We start from the raw sequence: 19,255 nt of genomic DNA on the forward strand, positions 1-19,255 counted from the left end.
TCAGGAGACCGCCCGCTCCCGCATCGGCTCCGGAGCCGATGCGGCGACCGGGGCCCGTACGGGTTCCTGGGGCGCGGGCTGTTCCACCGCGGCCGGGCGCTTCCCGGGCAGCGGCACCGTCATGGCGACCAGCAGCCCGAGGGCGAGCGCCGCGACGGCGATGATCGCGATGCCCACGCCCGAACTCGTCTGTGACAGCAGCAGCATGGCGAGGGTCGAGAGGATCACGGTGCAGGAACCGTAGGCGAGCTGTGCGGCAGTCGGACGGGGCATGGCCATCATGTCCTCGAAAGTGGGGGTCCACGGCGGTGTCGGCCTGGCATTCCGCCGGCTTCCGGGCGTTCCGCCAAGCGACTCTAACCGCCAGGGTGCCCGACTGGAACGAGCGGTAAGCGTGACCTAATCAACAGGGCCGGAGCACAGGGGGCGCACGGAGTCATGGCGTCCAGGTAGTGGACATATGCGCGCGCCCACCGGACGGTGGCACGTGCCCGTCGGACGTGGGCAGGTGTCCGTCGGGCACCGGATCGGTTGTCCGTAAAACGAACGTCGACTCCGCATAGTGCAATTGACCTGTCCAAGTCAAGGTCTGTCTTTTCTTCTAAACCTCTAGTCAAATGTCGTCACTTGACTACACGCGTTGATCACGCGCGCGCGGGCCTTCCACGACCAGGACCCCTTCCTTCCGCGCGCTCGAACGCGGGGGAGGAACTCAAGTGACCAGTAGACCCTGGACGTTCAGAGCCGCCGCCATAGGCGTGGCCCTCGCGGCGGCCACGGCCACCGTCTCCGCATACGGCGTGGCCCAGGCCGACGACACCTCCGCTCCCAGGTCCACCACCGTGGACCAGCACGACCCGGCGGATCGCCACCACGGCGAGCACGACCTCGAAGGCCCGCTGAGCAAGACTCAGGAGGCCCAGCGGCAGGAGGCGCTAGAGCAGGTCATATCAGGGAAGTCCAAGATCACAAAGCGTGAAGGCTCGAAGGTCGTCCAGCTCAAGAGCAAGAAGGGCGACAGCAAGTACGTCGAGCTCGGCCGCGAGAAGACCGACAAGATCTTCACCATCCTGGTCGAGTTCGGCGACAAGGTCGACAGCCGCTACGGCGGCACCCCGGGCCCGCTGCACAACGCGATACCCAAGCCCGACCGCAAGAAGGACAACTCCACGGCGTGGAGGGCCGACTACGACCGGGACTACTTCCAGGACCTGTACTTCGGTTCCGGCAAGGGCGTCGACTCGGTCAAGACCTACTACGAGAAGCAGTCCTCCGGGCGTTACTCGGTCGACGGCGAGGTCTCCGACTGGGTCAAGGTGCCGTACAACGAGGCCCGTTACGGCAACAACGCCTGCGGTGACACCAACTGCTCGAGCGTGTGGAACGTCGTCAGCGACGGTCTGAACGCCTGGGTCTCCCGGCAGAAGGCAGCGGGGAGGACCGACGCCCAGATCAAGGCGGACGTCGCGCGGTTCGACGAGTGGGACCGCTACGACTTCGACGGCGACGGCGACTTCAACGAGCCCGACGGCTACATCGACCACTTCCAGATCGTGCACGCCGGAGAGGATGAGTCCGCCGGCGGCGGCGCCCAGGGCACGGACGCGATATGGGCCCACCGCTGGTACGCCTTCGGCACCGACGCCGGCGCCACCGGCCCCGAGAACAACAAGCTCGGTGGCGCGAAGATCGGCGACACCGGCATCTGGGTCGGCGACTACACCGTCCAGCCGGAGAACGGCGGACTCGGCGTCTACGCCCACGAGTACGGTCACGACCTCGGCCTGCCGGACCACTACGACACCACCGGCGGCGGCGACAACTCCACCGGCTTCTGGACCCTGATGTCATCGGGCTCCTGGCTCGGCACCGGCAAGAAGGAGATTGGTGACCTGCCGGGCGACATGACCGCCTGGGACAAGCTCCAGCTCGGCTGGCTGAACTACGACAAGGCCAAGGCCGGAGTCAACTCCTGGCACAAGCTCGGCTTGGCCGAGTACAACACCAAGCACAAGCAGGCCCTGGTGGTCGACCTGCCCAAGAAGCGGGTGACCACCGAGCTCGTCACCCCGGCCCAGGGCGCCACCCAGTGGTGGAGCGGAAGCGGCAACAACCTGAAGAACACGCTCGCCCGCTCCGTGGATCTCACGGGCAAGTCCTCGGCGACCCTCAGCCTCGACGGCTGGTGGGACACCGAGAAGAAGTACGACTTCCTCTACACCGAGGTGTCGACCGACGGCGGCGCCAACTGGACGGCGATAGACGGTACGGCGAACGGTAAGCCGATCAGCCGGGACGGCAGCGACAACCCCGCGCTGGACGGTACGGCCGATTCGTACCAGAAGCTCGTTTATCCGCTCGATGCCTACGCGGGCAAGAAGATCGACCTTCGCTTCCGCTACGCGACGGACAGCGGTGTGTCGAAGAAGGGCTTCGCGGCCGACTCGGTGACGGTGACCGCCGACGGCAGCCCCGTCTTCTCCGACAACGCCGAAACCGTGGACGCGGCTTGGAAGGCGAACGGCTTCACCCGGATCGGTGGATCCTTCACGGAGGACTACGCGCAGTACTACATCGCCGAGAACCGGCAGTACGTGTCGTACGACAAGACGCTGAAGGTCGGCCCGTACAACTTCGGCTTCACGGAGCGCCCGGACTGGGTCGAGCACTACCCGTACCAGAACGGTCTGCTGATCTGGAAGTGGGACACCTCCCAGGCGGACAACAACACCAGCCAGCACAAGGGCACCGGTCTGGTCCTGCCGATCGACTCGCACCCGGACGCGCTGAAGTGGGCCGACGGCACACTGATGCGCAACCGGATCCAGTCCTACGACTCGCCGTTCAGCCTCTACCGCACCGACGGCATGACGCTTCACAAGGCGGACGTGGCGAAGTACATCCCGGGCTCGAAGGGTGTCTCGGTCTTCAACGACCGGAAGAACGACTACTACGACGAGTCGAACCCGACCGGGGGTGTCAAGATCACTGACACCAACACCAAGATCAAGATCACCAAGGAGGCCAAGGACGGCTCGACGATCGAGCTCGAAGTAGGCCCCGCGGCGAAGTAAGACACGTTTTACCAGGTCAGAGCATGATCGGCGGTGACCCCCTGGCGGGTCACCGCCGATCCGTGTTTAGGTGCGTCCTGTGGTTCTCTTATTGACACCGACCGACACACCGACCGACACGGGGGTATGACCGCATGGCCGCAGGAGGCTTCTGCAAGCTGCCGAACGGCACCGTGGTGGTGGCGCTGAACCTGCCCAGCCCCGCCGCCGACGGCCCGGGCTCCGTCCGCGTACTCGTCCACGCGGTGAACCGCGCCCGAGCCCTGACCAGGCTCCGCAACCTGGGGTTGCGCGCTGTCTACCTGCGCGGCAACGCCGCGCCGCCGTCCCCCGACGAGATCACGGCGGTCCTGCACCACCCCGACGGCCTGATATGGCGCACGGCCCCTGACAACGGTGTCGTTGCCGGCCCGGACCTCGCCCTGGAGCTGTGGCGCCCGATCAGGGCCCTCCTGCGCCGCCCGACGGCCCAGACCTGACCCCCAGGCGCTCCCGGGCTACCAGGCGCTTCCGGGCTACGGGGTCACTGGACGACCGGCTTGCCCGACAGCTCCACGCCCGCCTCGCGCAGCTCCTCCAGGGCCCGCTCGGTGGTCTCCTGGGCCACGCCCGCCGTGAGGTCGAGCAGGACGTGGGTGCGGAAGCCCTCCTTCGCGGCGTCCAGGGCCGTGGCGCGGACGCAGTGGTCCGTGGCGATGCCGACCACGTCGACCTCGGTGACCTGGCGGGAGCGGAGCCAGTCGGCCAGGGGCGTGCCGTTCTCGTCCGCGCCCTCGAAGCCGCTGTACGCCGCCGCGTACGCGCCCTTGTCGAAGACGGCGTCGACGGAGCCGGACGCGACGGCGGGGGCGAAGTTCGGGTGGAAGCCGACGCCCTCCGTGCCGGCGACGCAGTGCGCGGGCCAGGAGCGGACGAAGTCGGGGTTGGTGGAGAAGTGGCCTCCGGGGGCGATGTGGTGGTCGCGGGTGGCCACGACGTGCTGGTAGCCGGACCCGGCCGCCTGGCCGATCAGCTCGGTCACGGCGGCAGCCACGTCGGCACCGCCGGCCACCGCGAGGCTGCCCCCCTCGCAGAAGTCGTTCTGCACGTCTACGACGATCAAGGCGCGGCGCATGGTCGGTGTCCTTCGGCTATGAGGTCGGCAAGCCCGGCCGGTGAACTTCCGAGCCTATTGACATGGCGGAGAAGACGGGAGGGGGCACGGCTCGGCGCATCGCGGCACACCGCAATTAGCTACCCGAGGCCTCGTGCAGGTACTCCGTCGGAATGACCGGCTCCCCGCGCGAGAGCTGCGTCGCCGACATCGGGAGCCCCGCGCGCGCCGCCGCGTGCCGGTCACGCGCCGCGTCCAGCGGCTCCCGGGCGACTACCTCGCCGCCCTTGACCAGCTCCACCAGCAGCTGCCGGTCCGCGAGCTCCGCCGACACCGGCCCGGTGCCGACCACCTCGGCCTCGGCGACGCCGTAGGAGTCCAGCCGCCGCGCGGCCCACTTGCGTCCGCCCACCGACGTCTTGCCCCCGCTGGACTTCTTCGCCACCGGCACCAGCGGCGCGTCCGGCTCCGCCGACTCGGCCCGTGCGACCAGCTTGTAGACCATCGAGGACGTCGGGTGCCCGGACCCGGTCACCAGCTGCGTACCGACGCCGTACGCGTCCACGGGCGCCGCCGCCAGGGAGGCGATCGCGTACTCGTCCAGGTCCGAGGTCACGATGATCTTCGTGTCGGTCGCGCCCAGCTCGTCCAGCTGCTGCCGCACCCGGTGCGCCACCAGCAGCAGGTCGCCCGAGTCGATCCGCACGGCCCCGAGTCCGGGTCCGGCGACCTCCACGGCCGTGCGGACCGCCTCGGCGACGTCGTACGTGTCCACCAGCAGCGTCGTGCCCCGCCCCAGTGTGTTCACCTGGGCCTGGAAGGCGTCCCGCTCGCTGTCGTGCAGCAGGGTGAAGGCGTGGGCGGAGGTGCCGACGGTGGGGATGCCGTAGCGGAATCCGGCGGCCAGGTCCGAGGTGGTCGCGAAGCCGCCCACGTAGGCGGCCCGCGACGCCGCCACCGCCGCCAGCTCGTGCGTGCGCCGGGCGCCCATCTCGATCAGCGGCCGGTCCCCGGCGGCCGACGCCATGCGCGAGGCCGCCGCGGCGATCGCCGAGTCATGGTTGAGGATCGACAGGATCACGGTCTCCAGCAGCACGCACTCGGCGAAGGTGCCCTCGACCCGCATGATCGGCGAGCCGGGGAAGTACACCTCGCCCTCGGGGTAGCCCCAGATGTCCCCGCTGAAGCGATAGCCGGCGAGCCACTCGAGGGTCTCCCCGCCGACGATCTCCCGCTCGCGCAGGAAGTCGAGGACGCCCGCGTCGAAGCGGAAGTTCTCCACCGCGTCCAGCACCCGCCCGGTGCCTCCCACGACGCCGTAGCGGCGCCCGTTCGGCAGGCGGCGGGTGAAGACCTCGAACACGCTCCGCCGCTCGGCCGTGCCCGCCTCCAGGGCGGCCCGCAGCATCGTCAGCTCGTACTGGTCCGTGAAGAGCGCCGTCGAGGGAACAACCACCGGCAGCCCAAGGTCCGCTGTGTCCATGGCAGCCGATGGTACCCCTCATCTCGTCACTCTGACGATTTTCGCCCGCCGAACTATGAGTCGAAGCGGTCAAATCGGAATCAAATATATTCTCTGAGGAGCAAGGCGGTCCGACCGGAAAAACCTTTCTCTGAGGGTTGAAGAAAGGTATTGCTAAGTTGCGGGCCGACCACTTAGGGTGGTGAACACATGAGCGACGCAAAGGGGTCCTGACCAGACCTCTGTATGTTGCATCAATTTATGGGGGGAAATTCCATGAAGGCGTATACGCCTCGTAGAAAGTCGTACCTGGCCACCGGGGCGCTTTCGACTTTCGCCGTCTTGATGACGGTTTTGGCGCCTGCAAGCTCTGCTGCTGAAAAGGTTGCCGATCCGGCGGACCCGGCCGTGCAGGCCGCGATCAAGCGAACCCTTGAGGGTGGCTGGACGCAGGCTGACGTCAATCTCATCATGACCAACCCCGATCTGGCTGCCGCGCTGCCCGACCCGCGCAAGGAGCCGACGGTCGTGGTGAAGGAAGCCGAGCTTACCGATGGTGGTCAGCTCGTCTCTCCCGCTAATGGCGAGCCTCTCAGCGCCCAGGAACTCGCAGACCTGACGCCGTCCGCTGACGCGGACAGCTCCAGCGGGGACGCGGTGACGACGCCGGCCGAGGCCGAGTCGGCGGCACACAGCACGTTCGGAATCCAGATCACGGGCGGCAAGTGGCGGAAGACCCACGTCATCCGGACGCACTACAGCTACTCGAACTCGGTCATCTACAAGTACCACCACTGGGCCGAGTTCAACTACAAGGACGGCAAGGTCAGGGCGTGGCGGTACCGGGCCGACGACGTGACCAACGCTCTGGACTTCATCGAAGTGAAGGAGCGTCAGAAGAACGAGAAGAGCGCTGTTCCAGCATCTTCCGCCACGTCCTACATGAAGCGGAAGATTGGTCACTGCTTCGTGGGTCAAATCGCGTGCGCCCACACGTACCCTTGGGTGAAGACGAAGGTAAAGGGTAACGGGAAAGTTACGTTCAGCACCGGGTCCTGAGGGGACTTCATGAAAATGCTCATCCTGAAAATTGCCCTGACTGTCGCCGTATTCTTTGCGATCCTGACGGCAGCCGGCGGGCGGTTCGGTCCACTAGAGCTCTCTGTTTGGCTCGTGGTCCAAATCGCTGTCATCGCCTACTTCTTCATGGGGTACAGGAAGAGCAGGGTCGGCGCAGGAGCTCACAAACACTAGCGCTTGTCTCCGATTTCCGTGAATTCATCGCGCGATTGAAGGCCGGTATTGCTCCCTTTAGAAAGGGAGCAATACCGGCCTTCAACCCTTGGTCTGGTCATGAGCCGGCGCCGGGTAAGCCCCCGTCCGGCAACCGGGGAGGGGTGCCACACCATCAGGGCGCGCGTGGCAGCATGGGAGATGTGACGTCACCCGCGCCCCTGGAGATCGAACGGACCGAGTCGGCGGAGGAGGTCTTCGCCGTACCGGAGCCGGACCTCCCCTGGGTCACCATCGTCCACAACGACCCGGTCAACCTCATGAGCTATGTGACGTACGTCTTCCAGACGTACTTCGGCTACTCCAAGGACAAGGCCACCAAGCTCATGCTCGACGTCCACCACAAGGGCCGGGCGGTCGTCTCCAGCGGCAGCCGCGAGGAGATGGAACGCGACGTGCAGGCCATGCACGGCTATGGCCTGTGGGCCACCCTCCAGCAGGACCGCAAGTAGGCCAGCTCCCCGCCCAGCAGCGAAAAGGCGTTCATGCCCGGAACCTTCGAACCGCTCCCCGGCGGCGGCGCTGCCGTCGCCCTCGACGACGTCGAGATCTCCATCATCCGGTCGCTGGCCGTCCAGCTCCTGGAGCTCATCGGCCCCGGCCCGGCCGAGGACGCCCCCGACGACCCGCTCGCCGAGCTGTTCGCGGAAGGGCCGAGCGAGCCGCCCGCCGACCCGGTGCTCAGGCGCCTCTTCCCGGACGCATACAGCGACCCCGAGCAGCCCGCCTCGCCCCGGGACGCCGAGGAGCAGCGGGCGTACTCCGCCGAGTTCCGCCGCTACACGGAGAACGACCTGCGGGCCGGCAAGCGGGACAACGCCCTCGCGGTGATCCGCTCCCTGGACGCGCTCTCCTCGGCCTCGGCCGGCGAGGGCGGCGCGGTGCTGAAGCTGTCGGTGGAGGAGTCCCAGCGGTGGCTGAGCGCCCTGAACGACCTGCGGCTGGCGATCGGCTCGCGGCTGGAGATCGCCGACGAGGAGGACACCGACCTCCTCTACCGCCTCCCCGACGAGGATCCGCGCAAGCCGATGGTGATGGCCTACCTGTGGCTGGGTGGACTCCAGGAGACGCTGGTCGGAACCCTTATGCCCTGATCCGTGCAGGTTCTGTGACCGCCGGGTGACCGATCGGTGTTCGCTCAGAGGACGCTCAAATCCGGATAACGATCACGTCACCGTGCTCGCCTTCTATGCCGCGTTGGGCGGCGTTTTGTCCGTTTTCCCTGTGTGGTGCGTCACAATTCCCCCGGGTGATCAGTGTTGCGGCCGTGATAAATCTTCACGACCGCCCGGCCGACACCACCCGAATGTCCGGCCGGGTGCGCCACCGAGCCGACAACCGTCGGCCAGGCACCGCTCCATCAATCCGGGGGGATCGAGACCCGATCCGAGGCCGACGAAGGTCCGGGTCGGCATGGAGAAAGGCGCACCACACATGACCTCTGCGCAGGTCGACACGGAAAACGTCCCTGAAGAGGGGTACGAGCGCGGCCTCGGCAGCCGCCAGGTCCAGATGATCGCCATCGGCGGCGCCATCGGCGTCGGCCTGTTCATGGGTGCCGGAGCGAACATCGCCAAGGCCGGCCCCAGCATCATCCTCATGTACGCCCTCGCGGGCGTCGTCATCTTCTTCATCATGCGGGCGCTGGGCGAACTGCTCCTCTACCGGCCCGTCTCCGGCTCCTTCGCCGAGTACGCCCGCGAGTTCCTCGGCCCGTTCTTCGGGTTCGTCACGGGCTGGACGTACTGGCTCATGTGGGTGGTCACCGGCATGGCCGAACTCACGGCCGCCGCGATCTACATCCACTTCTGGTTCCCGGAGATCCCGCAGTGGGTCAGCGCCCTGGTGTTCCTGGTGGTGCTCTTCGGCGTCAACCTGATCTCCGTCAAGATCTTCGGCGAGGTCGAGTTCTGGTTCTCGATGATCAAGGTCACGGCCATCATCGGCATGATCGTCATCGGTCTCGGCGTGCTCACCCTCGGCTTCTCCGACGCCGGTGACACCGCCACCGTCTCCAACCTCTGGTCGCACGACGGCTTCTTCCCCAACGGCATCGGCTCCAGCCTGATGACGCTCCAGGGCGTCATGTTCGCCTACCTCGCCGTCGAGCTCGTCGGCGTCACCGCGGGCGAGTCCGAGAACCCCGAGAAGACCCTGCCCAAGGCCATCAACACCCTGCCCTGGCGCATCATCGTCTTCTACGTGGGCGCGCTGCTGGTGATCCTCTCCGTCGTCAAGTGGACCGAGTTCTCCGCCGGTGAGAGCCCCTTCGTCCACGCGTTCGGCGAGATCGGCATCCCGCTCGCCGCGGGCATCGTCAACTTCGTGGTGCTCACCGCGGCTCTGTCGTCCTGCAACTCGGGCATGTACTCGACCGGCCGGATGCTGCGCGACCTGGCCGCCAACAGCGAGGCGCCGCAGGCGTTCGGCAAGCTCAACGCCCGCAAGACGCCCGCCGTCGGCATCACGGTCTCCGTGGCGCTCATGGGCATCGGCGTCGTCCTGAACTACGTCGTCCCGGAGAAGGCGTTCCTCTACGTGACCTCCGTCGCCACCGCGGCCGGCATCTGGACCTGGATGATGATCCTCGTCAGCCACATCCGCTACCGCGCCGCGGTCGACGCGGGCCGGCTGCGCGCCTCGGCCTTCCCCGCCCCCGGCGGAGCGCTCTTCAGCTGGGTCGCGCTGCTCTTCCTCATCGGCGTGACCGGCATGATCGCGTACGACAAGGACGCGCGGGTCTGCCTGTACGTCGCGGCCGGCTGGGCCGTCGCCCTCGGCATCGGCTGGGCGGTCCTCAAGAGCCGCAACCCGCAGATCGCCGAGCGCCGCGACGCGGAGTTCGAGAAGGTCGGCTGACCAGCCCGCCAGGACGTCCAGCCGCAGGGAGTACTCGTGGCACCCCCTGCGGCTGCCGCTCAGGGCGTCCGGCATATGGGCCGTTCCGTACCATCCATCGGTACGGAACGGCCCTTCTGCTTATCCTGACGAGCATGCTGACCATCACCCAGGCCCTCGTCGACCAGATCGTCGCCCACGCGCGCAAGGACCACCCCGACGAGGCGTGCGGCGTGATCGCGGGCCCCGCGGGCTCGGACCGCCCCGAGCGCTTCATCCCGATGCTGAACGCGGCCATGTCACCCACGTTCTACGAGTTCGACTCCGGCGACCTGCTCAAGCTCTACCGCGAGATGGACGACCGCGACGAGGAGCCGGTGGTGATCTACCACTCCCACACGGCGACCGAGGCCTACCCCTCCCGCACCGACATCTCGTACGCCAACGAGCCCGGCGCGCACTACGTCCTCGTCTCCACGGCCGACACCGACGGGGCCGGCGAGTTCCAGTTCCGCTCGTTCCGGATCGTCGAGGGCGAGGTAACGGAGGAAGAGGTCGAGATCGTAGAGGCGTACTGAGCGGGCCCGGACGGGGCTGAACAGGGCGGTCTCACTCTCCGGCCGGAAAACGTCCGCGATGTGGGATCACATTCCAGAACCCGGACCGGGAATCGATACGATGAGCGCATGGTTTTCCACGACGTGAGCGACAAGACGCCGGGCATGCTGCTCGTGGCGCGGCTGCACGTCGACCTGTGCAGGCTCGCCAGCGCCATCTGTTGACGCGATCCCTGCCGCCGTACGGCCGTGAGCCGCGGCGCTGCACACACGCACCACCCCGCTGTTCTTGCGCTGCCGCGCGCCCGACTGACTACTCCCGACAGGAGCCCTGAGCCATGGCCATCGAGGTCCGCATCCCGACCATCCTCCGCACCTACACCGACGGTCAGAAGGCGGTGGAGGGCAAGGGAGACACCCTCGCCGAGCTCTTCAACGACCTCGAGACCCGGCACCCGGGCATCCAGGCCCGCATCGTTGACGGCGACCAGCTGCGCCGCTTCGTCAACGTCTACCTGAACGACGAGGACGTGCGCTTCCTCGACGGCATCAACACCAAGCTGTCGGACGGCGACAACGTCACGATCCTGCCGGCGGTGGCCGGCGGCATGGTCTGATCACCGATGCGATACGACTCACCCCTGGCCGCGGTCGGCAACACCCCCCTGGTGCGCCTGCCGCGGCTGTCGCCGTCCGCCGACGTCCGTATCTGGGCGAAGCTGGAGGACCGCAACCCGACCGGGTCGGTCAAGGACCGCCCGGCCCTGCACATGATCGAGCAGGCGGAGAAGGACGGCCGTCTGACCCCGGGTTGCACCATCCTGGAGCCGACGTCCGGCAACACCGGCATCTCCCTGGCCATGGCGGCGAAGCTCAAGGGCTACCACATCGTGTGCGTGATGCCGGAGAACACCTCGCAGGAACGGCGCGACCTGCTGGCCATGTGGGGCGCCGAGATCATCTCCTCCCCGGCCGCGGGCGGCTCCAACACCGCCGTGCGCGTCGCCAAGGAGCTCTCGGCCGAGCACCCGGACTGGGTGATGCTCTACCAGTACGGCAACCCGGACAACGCGGGTGCCCACTACGCGACGACGGGCCCCGAGATCCTGGCGGACCTGCCCTCCGTCACCCACTTCGTGGCGGGCCTCGGCACGACCGGCACGCTCATGGGAGTGGGCCGCTACCTGCGCGAGCACAAGCCGGACGTCCAGATCGTCGCCGCCGAACCGCGCTACGACGACCTGGTCTACGGCCTGCGCAACCTCGACGAGGGCTTCGTCCCCGAGCTGTACGACGCGTCGGTCCTCACCAGCCGCTTCTCGGTCGGGTCGGCGGACGCGGTCACCCGCACCCGCGAACTGCTCCAGCAGGAGGGCATCTTCGCCGGCGTCTCCACGGGCGCCGCGCTGCACGCCGCGATCGGCGTCGGCAAGAAGGCCGTCAAGGCCGGCGAGCCGGCCGAGATCGTCTTCGTCGTCGCCGACGGCGGCTGGAAGTACCTGTCGACGGGCGTCTACACGGCGGCCACGACGGAGGAGGCCATCGAAACGCTCCAGGGCCAGCTCTGGGCGTGACCGACGGCAGACCACAGGACCAGACGACCAGACGCAGCAGGGCCGGAGTGAGACTCCGGCCCTTTTGCGTTTCCACCCCGCGGTCACGGCGGAGGCCCGGGCATGGGCCGGTCCCCGGTCTTGGACCGGCTTGGTGGACCGCTCCTGGCGGCCGGGTTGCCCTGCGGGGCGCCGACCGCGGCTGCCGCGCTGGTGCCGGGTCTGCCGCTCCCACGACCGCGACGAAAGTGGCGGCAGACGACGGCCCGGACCGCGGCCCGGGGTGGCACGATCGTCGCACCGGCCGCTCGCGCCGGTCGCCCGTGCGCGGTCGCCGGGCCTTGCCGGGACCCTTGCCGTCGCGTCCGTTCTGCGGTATGTCCCCGCGGGGACGCCGAACCGGACCCGGCCAGGTGTCGGGCGGTCGTCCGCTGCCGCGCTGGTGCCGCACCTGCTGTTCCCCTGGCTGCGGCGAGGGCGGCGGCCGACGGCCGGGACCACCGCTCGGGCTGCGGCGCGGTCGTCGCACCCGGCTGCTCGCGCGCGGCTGACCTGCCCGAGCCTCGGTCGTCGAGCCCGGCCACCCGCCCCGGTCCCGGCTGTTGTGCCGGGTCGACCCGCCCGGGCCCCGGTCGCCGCGGTCGGCCGTCGCGCCAGGCTCCGCAGGGACGCCGCGCAGAGAAGCCCGGCTCTTAGCCGGCCAAATACCGCACCTGGTCCCACAGCGCCGGGTCCACCACCCCGATCCGTCGCCGGAAGCCCCACATCGGGACCTCCCGCAGTTCGTCCGTCTCCAGGAAACTCGCGCGGCCCTGGGTGTCGCCGACCGAGCCCGGGGGGAGGGGGATCACGCCCGTGCGCTCGTGCCGGAACCGGGTGGTGATCTTCGCGACGGTCGCCCGCTCCCCGCGCACCGCCAGGACCAGGCACGGCCGGTCCTTCGTGCGAGCCTCGTCCTCGTAGGGGACGTCCGCCCACCAGATCTCCGCCGGCTGCGGCAGCCCCGCCACCGCGGCTCTCCCGGCCGCGGTCCGGCCCCGCCGCGCCGACGACCGCCGCCCCCAGCCGTCGACGAGCGTGGCGACGAGCGCGAGCAGTACCACCGCGGCGAGCGCCAGCCACCAGGACGTGTCCATACTGAGACGTTACCGGCGCCATCCCTCCCCCGCGCCCTTCTCCCGAGGATCACCCCCGGCGCTGCCAGCCGAACCGGTGACAGCACAGGTGAGTTCGCCCACAACAGCCCTTGGCGGAGGAGCGACCGGAGGTTTTGCGCCTTACGCTCGACGCACCGCACGACCCCCGACGCCCCTCTCAGACTTATCCCGCCAGCGGAGGTTTCTGCTTCATGAAGCTCACCGTCGTCGGCTGCTCGGGGTCGTTCCCGTCCGCGGAATCGGCCTGCTCGAGCTACCTCGTCGAGGCCGACGGCTTCCGGCTGCTTCTCGACATGGGCAACGGCGCCCTGGGCGAGTTGCAGCGCCACTGCGGTCTCTACGACCTCGACGCGATCTTCCTCAGCCATCTGCACGCCGACCACTGCATCGACATGTGCGCGTACTTCGTCGCGCGCTACTACCGCCACGACGGCGGCCGCTGCGATCCGCTCCCCGTCTTCGGACCGGAAGGCACGGAACACCGGCTGACCACCGCCTACGCGGACACCCCTTCCGCCTCCTCCATGAGCGAGGTCTTCGACTTCCACACGGTCAAGCCGTCCACCTTCGAGATCGGCCCGTTCACGGTGCACACCGAGCGCGTGGCCCACCCCGTGGAGGCGTACGGCATCCGCGTCGAACACGACGGCAAGGTCCTGACGTACTCCGGCGACACCGGCGTGAGCCCCGCCCTGGACGAACTCGCCCGGGACGCCGACCTGTTCCTGTGCGAGGCGGCGTTCACGCACGGCAAGGAGAACATCCCCGACCTGCACCTCAACGGCCGCGAGGCGGGCGAGACGGCGGCCCGGGCAGGTGCCCGGCGCCTGGTCCTCACGCACATCCCGCCGTGGACGGACCCGCAGGCCAACCTGGCCGACGCCCGCGCGGTCTACGACGGTCCGGTGGATCTCGCGGCGCCGCGGCAGACGTACGAGGTCTGAGGGGCTGTCCGAGCACTTCGATCACCCGCACGAAGAGGCCCCGGAACCGAAGAGGCCCCGGAACCGAAGCGGTTCCGGGGCCTTCACCGTGTGCAGGGGGGCTACTTCGCCTCCGCCTTCTGCAGCTCGGCGAGTTCCTCATCGGACTCGCGGCCCGGCGTCGGCAGGTTGAACTTCGTGATCGCGAAGCGGAAGACCACGTAGTAGACCGCCGCGAAGCACAGGCCCACCAGCGCCAGCCCCCACGGGTTGGTCGCGATGCCGAGGTTCAGGAAGAAGTCCACCGCGCCGGCCGAGAAGCCGAAGCCGTCCTTCATCCCCAGTGCCCAGGTCAGCGCCATCGAGACACCGGTGAGCACGGCGTGGATCGCGTAGAGCACCGGGGCGATGAACATGAAGGTGAACTCGATCGGTTCTGTGACACCCGTGACGAACGAGGTCAGCGCGAGGGAGACCATCATGCCGCCGACGACCTTGCGGCGCTCGGGCCGGGCGCAGTGCACGATCGCCAGGCAGGCGGCCGGCAGGGCGAACATCATGATCGGGAAGAAGCCGGTCATGAACTGTCCGGCGCTCGGGTCGCCCGCCAGGAACCGGGCGATGTCGCCGCTCTTGCCCTCGTAGGTGCCGGCCTGGAACCAGGGGAAGGAGTTGAGCAGGTGGTGCATGCCGATCGGGATCAGCGCGCGGTTGGCGACGCCGAAGATGCCCGCGCCGACGGCCCCCGAGCCCACCAGCCACTCACCGAAGTTGTGCAGGGCCGTGCCGAGGACCGGCCATATGTAGCCGAAGACGATGCCGATGACCAGACCAGCGAAGGCGGACAGGATCGGCACCAGGCGGCGACCGCCGAAGAAGCCCGCCCAGTCGGGCAGCTTGGTGCGGTAGAAGCGCTGGTAGAGCAGGGCGACGACGAGTCCCATCACCACACCGCCGAGCACCTTGGCGTCCACCGGCGCGTCCGTCATGACGACCTTGCCGTCGACCGCGGTGGCCACCTTGGGCAGGTTCGGGTCGGTGAACGTGGCCAGCACGTTCTTGAAGACCAGGTAGCCGACGACGGCGGCGAGAGCGGTCGAGCCGTCCGACTTCTTCGCGAAGCCGATCGCGATGCCCACGGCGAACAGCAGCGGCATGTTGTCGAGGATCGCGTTGCCGCCCGCGGTCATGAAGCCGGCGATCTTGGTGATGAACTCCGGGAACGACTCCCGCCCGAGCATGTCGGTGTTGCCGAGGCGGACGAGGAGCGCGGCGGCCGGCAGCACGGCGACGGGCAGCATGAGGCTGCGGCCGATACGCTGCAGGACCGCCATCACCGCAGACCCCTTCTTCGGGCTCGCGGGCGCGGCTGTGGTTGTGGACATGAACTTCCTCCATGGGGCACGGCGCCGCCCAGGAAGAGTTCGACGGGGGACGGCGGCGTCTCAAAAGGGGAACGCGGTCTCCACCGCGCGACCTCCACCAGTGAGTGGTGTAGACCAGTTGTAGCACGGTAGGCCGAACGAGTGGAACCCGTGAATTCCGCCTGCCGCGGCGAACCGGAGGCCCTGGCCCGGCAACCCTCTTTGTCGAGAGGCGGGCTCGTGGTGTAGACCAGTCGAACGGACGGTCGCACACTGGCGTGACGCCTTCATTCGGGACGCACGACATGACCGCTCGCAAAGTTGCGCCAACTGTGGGTTACTGCGACAAAGCGGTTCGGATCAGGGAGAACGAAGATGGCCACCAAGGCTGAGAAGATCGTTGCCGGGCTCGGCGGCATCGACAACATCGAAGAGGTCGAAGGCTGCATCACCCGCCTGCGGACCGAGGTCGTGGACCCCGCCAAGGTCGACGAGGCCGCCCTGAAGGCCGCCGGTGCCCACGGCGTCGTCAAGATGGGCACCGCGATCCAGGTCGTCATCGGCACCGACGCCGACCCCATCGCCGCGGAGATCGAAGACCTGATGTGAAGCGCGGGGATCGTCCCGGGCTCCACCCCCTGACAGATCCCCGAAGGCCAGTCGTGAGGGCCCCTCCCCACCGCGGGAGGGGCCCCTTCCGCAGGTACGGATAGGCTCAGCGGCATGTCTCGAATCGACGGCCGCACCCCCCAGCAACTCCGCCCGATCACCATCGAACGCGGCTGGAGCAAGCACGCCGAGGGCTCCGTCCTCATCTCCTTCGGCGACACCAAGGTCTTCTGCACCGCCTCCGTCACCGAAGGCGTCCCGCGCTGGCGCAAGGGCGGTGGTGAAGGCTGGGTCACCGCCGAGTACTCCATGCTGCCCCGCTCCACCAACACCCGCGGCGACCGCGAGTCCGTCAGGGGCCGCATCGGCGGCCGCACCCACGAGATCAGCCGCCTCATCGGCCGCTCCCTGCGTGCCGTCATCGACTACAAGGCTCTCGGCGAGAACACCATCGTCCTCGACTGCGACGTCCTCCAGGCCGACGGAGGCACCCGCACCGCCGCGATCACCGGCGCCTACGTGGCGCTGGCCGACGCGGTCGCCTGGGCCCAGCGCAAGAAGCTCATCAAGGCCGGCCGCCAGCCCCTCACCGGCACCGTCAGCGCCGTCTCCGTCGGCATCGTCGGCGGTGTCCCCCTCCTCGACCTCTGCTACGAAGAAGACGTCAAGGCCGACACCGACATGAACGTCGTCTGCACCGGCGACGGCCGCTTCGTCGAGGTCCAGGGCACCGCCGAGGCCGAACCCTTCGCCCGCGACGAACTCAACGCCCTCCTCGACCTCGCCGTCGCCGGCTGCACGGAACTCGCCGCCCACCAGCGCACGGCGCTTGATACCGTCCTCGAAAAGTAAAGGGCGCGCCAAGACAGGTGCTCGGCGCGGGCAACCGCGCCGAGCACACTCGCGTCTGAAGGAGTACGGGCGCACGGCTCATCCCTGTGCGTCCGGCCAGCCACACGGGCCGCCCGGCCCGACCGACGAGAGGGACCGTTCCATGGCCGCGAGCCGCCGACGCCGCACCGCAGCCGTCGCCGCCACCCTGGCGGCCGTCGCGCTGACCGCCGGACTCACCACCGGCTGCGCCGCCGTCGACAAGGCGCTGGACTGCGTCCAGACCGCCGACGCCATCGCCGACAGCGTCACGGAACTCCAGCAGGCCGTGGACAACGCCGCGAACGACCCGACGCAGCTCGACGAGTCCCTCGACTCCATCGACAAGAACCTGGACAAGATCGGCGACAAGACCGACAACGCGGACGTCAACAAGGCGGTCGACGACCTCAACCAGGCCGTGGGCAACGTCCGTACGGCGGTCAAGAACGGCGACGAGACGCCTGACATCAGCCCGGTCACGGACGCGGCGGGAGAACTGACGAAGGTCTGCACGCCGTAGCGCTGCGCCGGCTGGGCTGGGCTTCTCGTCTGCCGGGTTTTGCCGGTGGGTGGGTACGGGTCCGTGGGGGCTGGTCGCGCAGTTCCCCGCGCCCCTCACGGGTCGCGCCTCGGGCCCGGCAATACTGGGAGCCATGACCCGCCTGATCCTCGCCACTCGCAACGCCGGAAAGATCACCGAGCTCCGGGCGATCCTCGCCGAAGCCGGCCTCCCCCACGAACTCGTCGGCGCCGACGCCTACCCGGACATCCCCGACGTCAAGGAAACCGGCGTCACCTTCGCGGAGAACGCGTTGCTGAAGGCCCACGCCCTGGCCCGGGCGACGGGGCTCCCGGCCGTCGCCGACGACTCCGGCCTCTGCGTCGACGTCCTGAACGGCGCCCCCGGCATCTTCTCCGCCCGCTGGTCCGGCCGCCACGGCGACGACAAGGCCAACCTCGACCTGCTCCTCGCCCAGCTCTCCGACATCGCCGAAGAGCACCGCGGCGCCCACTTCGCCTGCGCGGCGGCCCTGGCCCTGCCGGACGGCACGGAGCGGGTGGTGGAAGGCCGACTGCGGGGCGTCCTACGCCACGAGCCGACAGGTACGGGCGGCTTCGGCTACGACCCGATCCTCCAGCCGGAGGGCGAGACGCGGACGTGCGCGCAGTTGACCCCGCAGGAGAAGAACGCGATCAGCCACCGGGGGAAGGCGTTCCGGGCGTTGGTGCCGGTGGTGCGGGAGCTGCTCGGCTGACGGCAGAGAGAAGGGCGCCCCACTGAGTGGTGCGCCCTTCGTGGATGAGCCCGGTGGGACTCGAACCCACGACACACCGGACCTAAACCGGCGCCCTCTTGCCAGCTGGGGTACGGGCCCACAGCGCTGCCTACTCTACTTGGAGTCCTGGACCGCTCGGCGGCCTCCTCGGCACCACGTCCTCGTGATCGTGTGGCCCCCCTTGCCCCGGGCAGCAGCCCTGCATGACGGGCGCTGGGGGCCGAATTCGCTTACCACAGCTGGCAGTTCGCGAAAATCAGGAGAGGCCGAAATGTTGCGGTCGGTCTTGCCGGAGCCGGCGCTTCAGGAGGTCTGGGGCACCTGCCACTCCGCCACTGTCCGAGCCGGATCATCGTGCGGCCGGGCGATGCGACCACGGTGCCGGACCGCCGTTGCCACCCGCGGGACCTGGCGGTTCCTTCGCGAGCCGCGGTGCTCGACCCCTTGGATCACCCTCTTCGTGCAGGCCGCCCATACCCTTCACCAGGCCCTCTCGGACCGACGGTGAGAGGCACAAGATTTTTACGTCACATTGACTTAAAGATCATCTGTTCGGTAGCTTCCACGCCTCGCCTGATGTGGACAGGCCTCATGGGGGGCCGCATCGGGCGGGAGATTCGGAGTTCCCGCATGTCGGGCGGATCCTCCAAGCGCGTATCCGCCGTGGTCGCGATGGCGTCAGCCTTCCCCCTCGCGCTGTCCTCCGGTGCCTGGGCCAACTGGTCGAGCAGCATCAACTCGTGGACGGACGGCGGCGGCAGCAACGGCCAGTCCCGCTACTGGGCGGACGAGAGCTACTCGGAGATCATCTTCAAGGGTTGCACCGTGCAGGGCGGCAGCAAGACCACCGGGGTCGAGCTGTGGGACTACGACGCGCTGTCGTCCAACGACTTCTACGGTGAGAAGACGTTCACCAACTGCTTCAACGGCTCGACCTACGCGAGCCGGGGCGAGTACTACGGCCTGCCCCAGGAGCCGGACTACTTCTTCCAGCTCGACAACGTCGGCGGCGGAAGCAACGCGTGCTGCCTGCTGTGGGCGACCTACGCGGGAGTCGACACCTCTCTCGCCGATTCCTGATCAGTGATCTGCAGCGTGGGGGGGGGGGGGGGGGGGGGGGGAAAAAAACCCCCCTCGTGCCCCCCCCCCCACCCAAAAAAAAAAAAACAACACCCCCCCCCA

General features: G+C 68.4%; 22 protein-coding genes and 1 tRNA gene. 17 read left to right on the forward strand and 6 right to left on the reverse strand.

Features of this window, described 5'->3' with window-relative positions; translation table 11 throughout:
• Positions 1–273 (reverse strand): hypothetical protein, encoded by a 273-nt coding sequence (locus AC07F0_RS30125; protein ID WP_478983182.1) that lies wholly within the window; start codon positions 271–273, stop codon positions 1–3.
• 443 nt (positions 274–716) lie between these two features.
• Here AC07F0_RS30125 and AC07F0_RS30130 point away from each other — a divergent pair, with 443 nt between their 5' ends.
• Both AC07F0_RS30130 and AC07F0_RS30135 read left to right on the forward strand, forming a co-directional pair.
• Positions 717–3,074 (forward strand): immune inhibitor A domain-containing protein, encoded by a 2,358-nt coding sequence (locus tag AC07F0_RS30130; protein WP_478983183.1) that lies wholly within the window; start codon positions 717–719, stop codon positions 3,072–3,074.
• Between the two features lie 134 nt (positions 3,075–3,208).
• Complete coding sequence (locus AC07F0_RS30135; RefSeq protein WP_436728319.1) at positions 3,209–3,553, forward strand: hypothetical protein; 345 nt, start codon at positions 3,209–3,211, stop codon at positions 3,551–3,553.
• Positions 3,554–3,597: 44 nt separating this feature from the next.
• On the opposite strand, the gene AC07F0_RS30140 is transcribed toward AC07F0_RS30135, so the two are convergent.
• Both AC07F0_RS30140 and AC07F0_RS30145 read right to left on the reverse strand, forming a co-directional pair.
• Positions 3,598–4,188 carry an isochorismatase family protein gene (locus tag AC07F0_RS30140; RefSeq protein WP_436728320.1) on the reverse strand — a complete coding sequence of 197 codons (591 nt, stop codon included), beginning with the start codon at positions 4,186–4,188 and terminating at the stop codon, positions 3,598–3,600.
• A 115-nt stretch (positions 4,189–4,303) separates the two neighbouring features.
• The gene (locus AC07F0_RS30145; protein WP_478983184.1) at positions 4,304–5,650 is read right to left on the reverse strand and encodes a nicotinate phosphoribosyltransferase; all 1,347 of its coding nucleotides are present in this window, start codon (positions 5,648–5,650) and stop codon (positions 4,304–4,306) included.
• A gap of 255 nt (positions 5,651–5,905) precedes the next feature.
• On the opposite strand from AC07F0_RS30145, the gene AC07F0_RS30150 reads away from it, so the two are divergent.
• The 9 genes from AC07F0_RS30150 to AC07F0_RS30190 all read left to right on the forward strand — a co-directional run bounded on the left by AC07F0_RS30150 (position 5,906) and on the right by AC07F0_RS30190 (position 11,891).
• The gene (locus AC07F0_RS30150) at positions 5,906–6,688 is read left to right on the forward strand and encodes a hypothetical protein (RefSeq protein WP_478983185.1); all 783 of its coding nucleotides are present in this window, start codon (positions 5,906–5,908) and stop codon (positions 6,686–6,688) included.
• Positions 6,689–6,697: 9 nt separating this feature from the next.
• A complete protein-coding gene (locus tag AC07F0_RS30155; RefSeq protein WP_478983186.1) occupies positions 6,698–6,883 on the forward strand; it encodes a hypothetical protein in 186 nt (61 codons plus the stop codon).
• A gap of 173 nt (positions 6,884–7,056) precedes the next feature.
• Entirely contained in the window at positions 7,057–7,374 is a 318-nt protein-coding gene (gene clpS / locus AC07F0_RS30160; RefSeq protein ID WP_392045299.1) for an ATP-dependent Clp protease adapter ClpS, read from the forward strand.
• Between the two features lie 33 nt (positions 7,375–7,407).
• Positions 7,408–8,016 carry a DUF2017 domain-containing protein gene (locus tag AC07F0_RS30165; protein ID WP_478983187.1) on the forward strand — a complete coding sequence of 203 codons (609 nt, stop codon included), beginning with the start codon at positions 7,408–7,410 and terminating at the stop codon, positions 8,014–8,016.
• A 340-nt stretch (positions 8,017–8,356) separates the two neighbouring features.
• Entirely contained in the window at positions 8,357–9,781 is a 1,425-nt protein-coding gene (locus AC07F0_RS30170; protein ID WP_478983188.1) for an amino acid permease, read from the forward strand.
• 134 nt (positions 9,782–9,915) lie between these two features.
• Positions 9,916–10,338 carry a M67 family metallopeptidase gene (locus AC07F0_RS30175; protein WP_010039980.1) on the forward strand — a complete coding sequence of 141 codons (423 nt, stop codon included), beginning with the start codon at positions 9,916–9,918 and terminating at the stop codon, positions 10,336–10,338.
• 108 nt (positions 10,339–10,446) lie between these two features.
• Positions 10,447–10,542 carry a putative leader peptide gene (locus AC07F0_RS30180; protein ID WP_020270288.1) on the forward strand — a complete coding sequence of 32 codons (96 nt, stop codon included), beginning with the start codon at positions 10,447–10,449 and terminating at the stop codon, positions 10,540–10,542.
• 113 nt (positions 10,543–10,655) lie between these two features.
• Positions 10,656–10,934, forward strand: a complete 279-nt coding sequence (locus AC07F0_RS30185) for a MoaD/ThiS family protein (protein WP_030241696.1) — start codon at positions 10,656–10,658, stop codon at positions 10,932–10,934.
• A 6-nt stretch (positions 10,935–10,940) separates the two neighbouring features.
• On the forward strand, positions 10,941–11,891 hold the full coding sequence (locus AC07F0_RS30190; protein WP_478983189.1) for a PLP-dependent cysteine synthase family protein: 951 nt from the start codon (positions 10,941–10,943) through the stop codon (positions 11,889–11,891).
• A gap of 671 nt (positions 11,892–12,562) precedes the next feature.
• On the opposite strand, the gene AC07F0_RS30195 is transcribed toward AC07F0_RS30190, so the two are convergent.
• Positions 12,563–13,006 carry a type II toxin-antitoxin system PemK/MazF family toxin gene (locus AC07F0_RS30195; protein ID WP_478983190.1) on the reverse strand — a complete coding sequence of 148 codons (444 nt, stop codon included), beginning with the start codon at positions 13,004–13,006 and terminating at the stop codon, positions 12,563–12,565.
• Positions 13,007–13,218: 212 nt separating this feature from the next.
• Here AC07F0_RS30195 and AC07F0_RS30200 point away from each other — a divergent pair, with 212 nt between their 5' ends.
• Positions 13,219–13,971, forward strand: coding sequence for an MBL fold metallo-hydrolase (locus tag AC07F0_RS30200; RefSeq protein ID WP_478983191.1), 753 nt, complete (start codon positions 13,219–13,221; stop codon positions 13,969–13,971).
• Between the two features lie 101 nt (positions 13,972–14,072).
• Here the strand turns inward: AC07F0_RS30200 and AC07F0_RS30205 are convergent, their stop codons facing one another.
• Positions 14,073–15,335: a PTS transporter subunit EIIC gene (locus AC07F0_RS30205; protein ID WP_436728326.1), complete on the reverse strand. Its 1,263-nt coding sequence runs from the start codon at positions 15,333–15,335 to the stop codon at positions 14,073–14,075.
• A 354-nt stretch (positions 15,336–15,689) separates the two neighbouring features.
• Between AC07F0_RS30205 and AC07F0_RS30210 the strand changes: the two genes are divergently transcribed.
• The 4 genes from AC07F0_RS30210 to rdgB all read left to right on the forward strand — a co-directional run bounded on the left by AC07F0_RS30210 (position 15,690) and on the right by rdgB (position 18,052).
• Positions 15,690–15,923 carry a PTS sugar transporter subunit IIB gene (locus AC07F0_RS30210; RefSeq protein ID WP_020270294.1) on the forward strand — a complete coding sequence of 78 codons (234 nt, stop codon included), beginning with the start codon at positions 15,690–15,692 and terminating at the stop codon, positions 15,921–15,923.
• Between the two features lie 114 nt (positions 15,924–16,037).
• Positions 16,038–16,775 (forward strand): ribonuclease PH, encoded by a 738-nt coding sequence (gene rph, locus AC07F0_RS30215; protein ID WP_478983192.1) that lies wholly within the window; start codon positions 16,038–16,040, stop codon positions 16,773–16,775.
• Positions 16,776–16,917: 142 nt separating this feature from the next.
• Positions 16,918–17,316 (forward strand): hypothetical protein, encoded by a 399-nt coding sequence (locus AC07F0_RS30220; RefSeq protein ID WP_010039997.1) that lies wholly within the window; start codon positions 16,918–16,920, stop codon positions 17,314–17,316.
• 133 nt (positions 17,317–17,449) lie between these two features.
• Complete coding sequence (gene rdgB, locus AC07F0_RS30225) at positions 17,450–18,052, forward strand: RdgB/HAM1 family non-canonical purine NTP pyrophosphatase (protein WP_478983193.1); 603 nt, start codon at positions 17,450–17,452, stop codon at positions 18,050–18,052.
• 45 nt (positions 18,053–18,097) lie between these two features.
• Here rdgB and AC07F0_RS30230 read toward each other — a convergent pair.
• Positions 18,098–18,172 (reverse strand) — tRNA-Leu (locus AC07F0_RS30230).
• Between the two features lie 531 nt (positions 18,173–18,703).
• Here AC07F0_RS30230 and AC07F0_RS30235 point away from each other — a divergent pair.
• Entirely contained in the window at positions 18,704–19,153 is a 450-nt protein-coding gene (locus AC07F0_RS30235) for a hypothetical protein (protein WP_478983194.1), read from the forward strand.
• The last annotated feature ends 102 nt before the right edge of the window (positions 19,154–19,255 follow it).

The organism is Streptomyces sp. NPDC045955 (assembly GCF_056430805.1).